Origin of the sequence: Aeromonas sp. HMWF014 (assembly GCF_963878295.1) — a bacterium.
Classification (GTDB): Bacteria; Pseudomonadota; Gammaproteobacteria; order Enterobacterales; family Aeromonadaceae; genus Aeromonas; species Aeromonas popoffii.
The window spans coordinates 1-5,863 of record NZ_CAWNYS010000304.1; the positions used below are offsets into that span (position 1 = coordinate 1).

Here is a 5,863-nt window from a genome sequence, read left to right on the forward strand (position 1 = left end):
GGCGATCAGGATATGATCTGCGGTGTACTGCTCGCCATTGACCTCGATCGTGTTGCTATTGACGAAGCGGGCGAATCCTTTGACGACAGTGATCTGATTCTTGCCAAGCACGTTCTGATAGGACTGGTGGATGCGGCCAATATAGGCCTGGCGGGACTCGACCAGTTTGGCCCAGCTGAAGTGGTTGAGTGTGGTGTCGAAGCCGTAGTCGGCACCATATTTCAGGGCATCGGCGATCTGGCCGGCATACCACATGGCCTTCTTCGGCACGCAGCCTACGTTGACGCAGGTTCCACCCAACTCTTTGGCTTCAATCAGGGCGACTTTCTTGCCGTACATGGCAGCCCGGTTGGCCGAGGCGATGCCGCCGCTGCCGCCACCGATGGCGATATAGTCAAAATGCTGTGCCATTGCGAGGTTCTCCGCTCATTAAGAATGCAATCACAGCATGATGGGGATAAAGCGGCTGGCTCACAAGAGCCAGCGTTCAGTTATGTTGGATCGGCATACGGATATGGAACTGGGCGCCGTTGCCTGGCTCACTGACGCAGTTGATGCGGCCACGCAGCAGTTGTACCACCAGGTTGTAGATGATGTGGGTGCCGAGCCCGCTGCCGCCCTGGCCCCGCTTGGAGGTAACAAAGGGGTCGAAGATGCGCGGCAGTATTTCGGGCGGGATACCGCGGCCGTTGTCGCTGTAGTCGATCATCAGATCCTCACCTTGCTGCTCCACCTTGATGGTGATCTTCTTCGGCTTGTCCCAGTCATCAAAACCATGGTTGATGGAGTTGAGGATCAGGTTGGAATAGATCTGGGTGAAGCTGCCGGGGAAGGAGAAGATCGACAGCTTGGAATCGCACTGGATGTCCACCTCGCACTGGGCCTTCTTCAGCTTGTGGCCGAGGGAAACCACCACCTGATGCAGGTTGTCGGCGAGGTTGAAGTTGTAACGCGCCTCGGACGACTGATCGACCGCCACCTGCTTGAAGCTGGCAATCAGCTCCGAGGCGCGCCTCAGGTTGCCCTGCAGCAGCTGCATGGACTCGTCGAGATTGACGGTGAACTCGTTGAGATAGGAGCGGGAGAGCTGCTTGGAGTCGATGTGCAGCTTGAAGTCGGCCACCCGTTCCTGCAGATAGGAGGAGGCGGTCACACTGATGCCAATGGGGGTGTTGATCTCGTGTGCCACCCCGGCTACCAGCGAGCCGAGGGAGGCCATCTTCTCCGATTCCACCAGGGTCTGCTGCGCCTGTTTCAGGTCGTCGTAGGCCTTGCCCAGCTGATTGTTGGCGTCGCTCAGGCTGCGGGTTCGCTCCACCACCTTGCCTTCCAGCTGTTCGTTGAGGGAGATGATCTCCCGCTCTACCTTCTTGAGGCGGGTGATGTCATAGCCGAACCCGATCAGGTACTTGAGGTTGAGGCCCTCGTAGAAGGGGGCAAAGGTCCACTGCAACACCAGCTCATGGCCCTGCTGGTCATACATGATGATCTCTTTGTCCTCAATGGATCCGTGATCGGCCAAAATCAGAGCCAGCTCTTCACGCTGTTCCTGGCTGACGAACAGATCCAGCCAGTTGTGCTGCAAGATCTCCTGTTGGTGGTAGCCGGTCAGCAGTATGGCGGCCGGGTTGATGCTGGCGATGGTGAGGTTGGGTTCCATGCAACAGATGAGCATGTTGGCCGAGTTGATCAGGGTGGCGGAGAAGTCCCGCTCTTGTTGCAGCTGTTCCGCCGCCTGATGGCGCGCCGCAAATTCGTCGTTCAGCCGTGTTCGCATCTGGTTGAGGGTGGCGACCAGGGTATCCAGCTCATCGGGTTTCTTGCGGGGCAGGGGGCGCCCCTCCAGCGTCAGCTCGATGGCCAGCCGATCCAGATTGAATTTCTGGGCATAGTTGGCGATGCGGTTGAGGTGACGGACCACCAGATAGTAAATGATGAGCAGGATACAAAACGAGACCACCAGCGTCTTGATGGTCTGGGTGACCATGATGATCACGGATTTTTCGATCAGGCGCTGGTAGATCTGATCGAGGGAGGCGGCGACGAACAGCTTGCCGACCACTTCACCCTGATAGGTGAGATTGAATTCGCGGGAGATGTCATAGCTTTCACGTTCCACCCCCTGGATCAGCAACGGCACTTCCGAGTTGCCGAGCATCTCCTTGACCATCACGAACTGCATGTTGGGCAGGTTCATGATGCCTTCTATCTGTACCTTGACCTGCTCCTCGTCCAGGTTCCACAGACTGGCGGCGATGGGCTGCAGGAAGGAGGCTTCGATCTGGCCGATGCTGTCCTCAATGACGGCGACGTCCTTGCGGTAATCCCAGGCAAGTTGCAACACCGTAATGATCATCGCCAATACGGTACTGCACACCAGAATGTAGGAGAGCAGGCGGTATGAGAGCCCGTTACGGCCGATGGCCCTCGCGGTCTTGGAGAAAAGTCCTGACATGGCGTCCTTGCGGTCTGGAAATAATGCCATTTAGTTTAACTGCTTCATGTACTTATGTCGTGTGTCGTTAGTGGGATAAAAAAAGACCCCGAATCGGGGCCTTTTGCATTCAAGTCGGTAATCAATGACTCCCTTTCGCCTTGGGCGGAATGGATTCATCAAACACAGGCAAGGGTTTGTGCTCGGAGGCCAGGTAGGTGTAAATCACCGGCAGCACGAACAAGGTGAAGATGGTACCGATCGCCAGACCGGCCACTATCACTATGCCGATGCTGAAGCGCTGGGCTGCGCCTGCGCCCGCCGCGTAGAGCAGCGGGATCAGGCCCGCGATCATGGCCGCCGTGGTCATCAGGATGGGGCGTAGCCGCACCTTGGCCGCCTGCATCACAGCTTGGGTCCGGTTCAGACCGTTCAGTAGCTGCTCTTCTTTCGCCACCTCACAGATCAGGATCCCGTGCTTGGTAATCAAGCCTACGAGCGTGATCAGACCCACCTGGGAGTAGATGTTCATAGTGGCCAACCCCCATGCCAGTGCAATCAAGGCGCCACTGATGGCAAGCGGGACCGACACCATGATCACCAGCGGGTCACGTACCGATTCGAACTGGATGGCCAGCACCAGGAAGATGATGGCCAGTGCCAGTGCGAAGGTGGCATAGAGGGCGTTGCCTTCGGTCACGAACTGGCGAGCCTCACCCATGAAGTCGTAGCGATAGCCTTGCGGCAGCTTCTCTTCGGCTGTGGTCTTGAACCAGTTGATCGCGTCCCCCATGGCCACACCCGGTGCCGGTACGGCGCCGATGGTGGCGGAGTTCAGCTGGTTGAAGTGGGGCAGGGCACGGGGCTCGCCCACGACTTCGATGTTGATCAGGCTACCCAGCGGGATGGATCTGCCGTCGGCCGCACGCACGTAGTAACTCTTCATGGATTCCGGGTTCATACGGTATTTGCGCTCGACCTGGGGGATCACCTCGTAGGAGCGGCCATCCAGGTCGATGCGGTTGACGTAACCGTCCGCCATCATGGTGCCCATGGTGATGCCTATGTCCTGCATGGTGATGCCGTAGGCACCGGCCTTGTCCTTGTCGATCTTGATCCTCATGGTGGCGGAGTCGTAGTTCAGATCGAGATTCGAATAGACGAACTGGCCATTGGCCTGGGTGGCCGCCAGCATCTCGCTGGCGATCAGGAACAGGCTCTCGAAGCTGTTCGGGGTGGTGATGACGAACTGGATCGGCAAGCCGCTCGATGCACCCGGCAGTTCAGGGAACTGGAAGGTGGTGATGGCCATCCCGGGGATGTCCTTCACCAGGCCGGCGACCCGATCCAGCACCTCTTTCTGGCTCGCTTCACGCTGGCTCCAGGGCACCATAGAGGCGATACCAAATGCCTGATTGGCGTTGAATACCCCTGAGAAGACCTGGGAGTAGGCGATTTCCGGCTGCTCATCCAGGATCTTGTTCACGTCCGCCATGGTGTTTTCGATGTAGTCCAGGTTGGCGTTGGAGGGCGCAGTACCCAGCACCGCCATGACGCCCTTGTCTTCCGCCGGTGCCAGCTCACTCGGGATGAACTTGAACAGCAGCGGCAGGCTGCCGAATACGATGACGGCGAACACCAGGACCACGATGCGCTTCTGCATTACGGCGTGCAGCATAGTGCCGTAGCGTTCTGTCATCCGATCCAGCAGGTGGTGCACAGTGCGCTCGAACTTGCCTGGCTGCTCGTTGGCTTTGAGCATCTTGGCGCACATCATGGGTGACAGGGTCAGCGCTATGATGCCGGAGATGAATACCGCTCCCGCCAGGGTCAGCGCGAACTCCTTGAACAGGGAGCCGGTGATGCCTCCCATCAGGGCGATCGGCGCATACACGGCGGCCAGGGTGGCCGTCATGGCGATAACCGGCACGGCTATTTCGCGGGTCCCTATGATGGCGGCCCGGAAGGGTTCCTCCCCCTGCTTGATGTGGCGGTCGACGTTCTCCAGCACCACGATGGCGTCATCCACCACCAGACCGATCGCCAGCACCATGGCCAGCAGGGTCATCAGGTTTATCGAGAAGCCGAACAGGTCCATCATCATCACCACGCCGATGAGACTGAGCGGAATTGTGATGATGGGGATGATGACAGCCCGGAACGAACCGAGGAACAGGGTGATCACCACCAGTACGATGGCAGCCGCTTCCAGTATGGTCTTGATGACCTCGTGGATAGACTCGTTGATGGCAATGGTGGAGTCATAGAGCACGTTGACCTGCATGGTGCTCGGCATATTGCTCTTCAGGCTCGGCAGCAGTGCCAGCACATCGTGGGCAATGTTGATGGGGTTGGCCGTCGGGGCTGCGTTGACCGCCATGACCACGGCTTCGCGGCCGTTGGCACTGGCCCGGTAGATGTCGTGGCTCTTCTCCAGCGTCACCTTGGCGATGTCGGAGAGGCGGATCACATTGCCGTCACGGGTGGCAACCACCAGTCGCTTGAGCTCCTCTATGTTGCTGACCTGGGTCTCGGCATTGCCGTTGAACAGCGTGAAGTAACCCGTCGCCTGACCGGTGGCCGACTGATAGTTGTTGCTGTTGAGCACCGTCATCACGTCGCTTGAGGTCAGGTTGAAGGCCGCCATCTTGGCCGGATCCAGCCATACCCGCAGGGCAAACTCGACACCGCCGTAGAGATCTACCTTGGACACGCCGCCCACGGTAAACAGCTGCGGCTTGATGACTCGCTCCAGATAGTCGGTGATCTGGCTGGAGTTCAGCTCCGGGCTGGTGAAGCCGAGGTAGAGCACCGCCGTGGTGGAGCCGGTGGAGGAGGTAACCGAGGGGTCTTCCGCCTCTTTCGGCAACTGGGAACGCACCGAGTTGACCTTGGCCAGTATGTCCGACAGCGCGGCGTTCGGATCCGTGTTCAGCTTCATGAAGGCCGTCACGGTGGAGCTGCCGAGCTGGCTGGAGGAGGTCATGAAGTCGATGTTGTCGGCTTGCGCCACCGCCTGCTCCAGCGGTTGGGTGATGAAGCCCTGGATCAGGTTGGCACTGGCACCGTAGTAGCTGGTGCTGACCGTGATCACCGTATTGGTGACCTCGGGGTATTCCCGCACCTGCATCTTGAAGATGGCCTGAAAGCCCAGCAGGGCGATCAGGAAGCTGAGCGAGATCGCCAGCACAGGCCGTTTTATGAATATGTCAGTAAATCGCATTGCAGATCTCCGCGCTTACAGCATCGGGGTTTGTGCCGGAACGGCCAGGGCATCATTTTCGACAACGCGCACCTTGGTGTCGTTGCTCAGGCGAACCTGGCCCGACAACACTATCTCGTCCCCGGCCTTGATACCGGACAGCACATGTACGTCATTGCCGCGACGTTCTCCCGCCTTGACCACGACCTGCTTGGCCCGTCTCATGC

At 58.7% G+C, this 5,863-nt stretch carries 3 protein-coding genes and 1 pseudogene; all 4 read right to left on the bottom strand.

Annotated features, from left to right (window positions below; translation table 11 throughout):
- A partial coding sequence (locus AAC083_RS12505; RefSeq protein ID WP_181364736.1) for an FAD-dependent oxidoreductase occupies nt 1-411 on the bottom strand: 411 nt, incomplete at its 3' end.
- 76 nt (nt 412-487) lie between these two features.
- Entirely contained in the window at nt 488-2,455 is a 1,968-nt protein-coding gene (locus AAC083_RS12510) for an ATP-binding protein (protein WP_181364737.1), read from the bottom strand.
- A gap of 121 nt (nt 2,456-2,576) precedes the next feature.
- Nucleotides 2,577-5,657: a multidrug efflux RND transporter permease subunit gene (locus AAC083_RS12515; RefSeq protein ID WP_108536780.1), complete on the bottom strand. Its 3,081-nt coding sequence runs from the start codon at nt 5,655-5,657 to the stop codon at nt 2,577-2,579.
- Nucleotides 5,658-5,672: 15 nt separating this feature from the next.
- Nucleotides 5,673-5,863, bottom strand: a pseudogene (locus tag AAC083_RS12520) (efflux transporter periplasmic adaptor subunit); the annotation flags it as partial.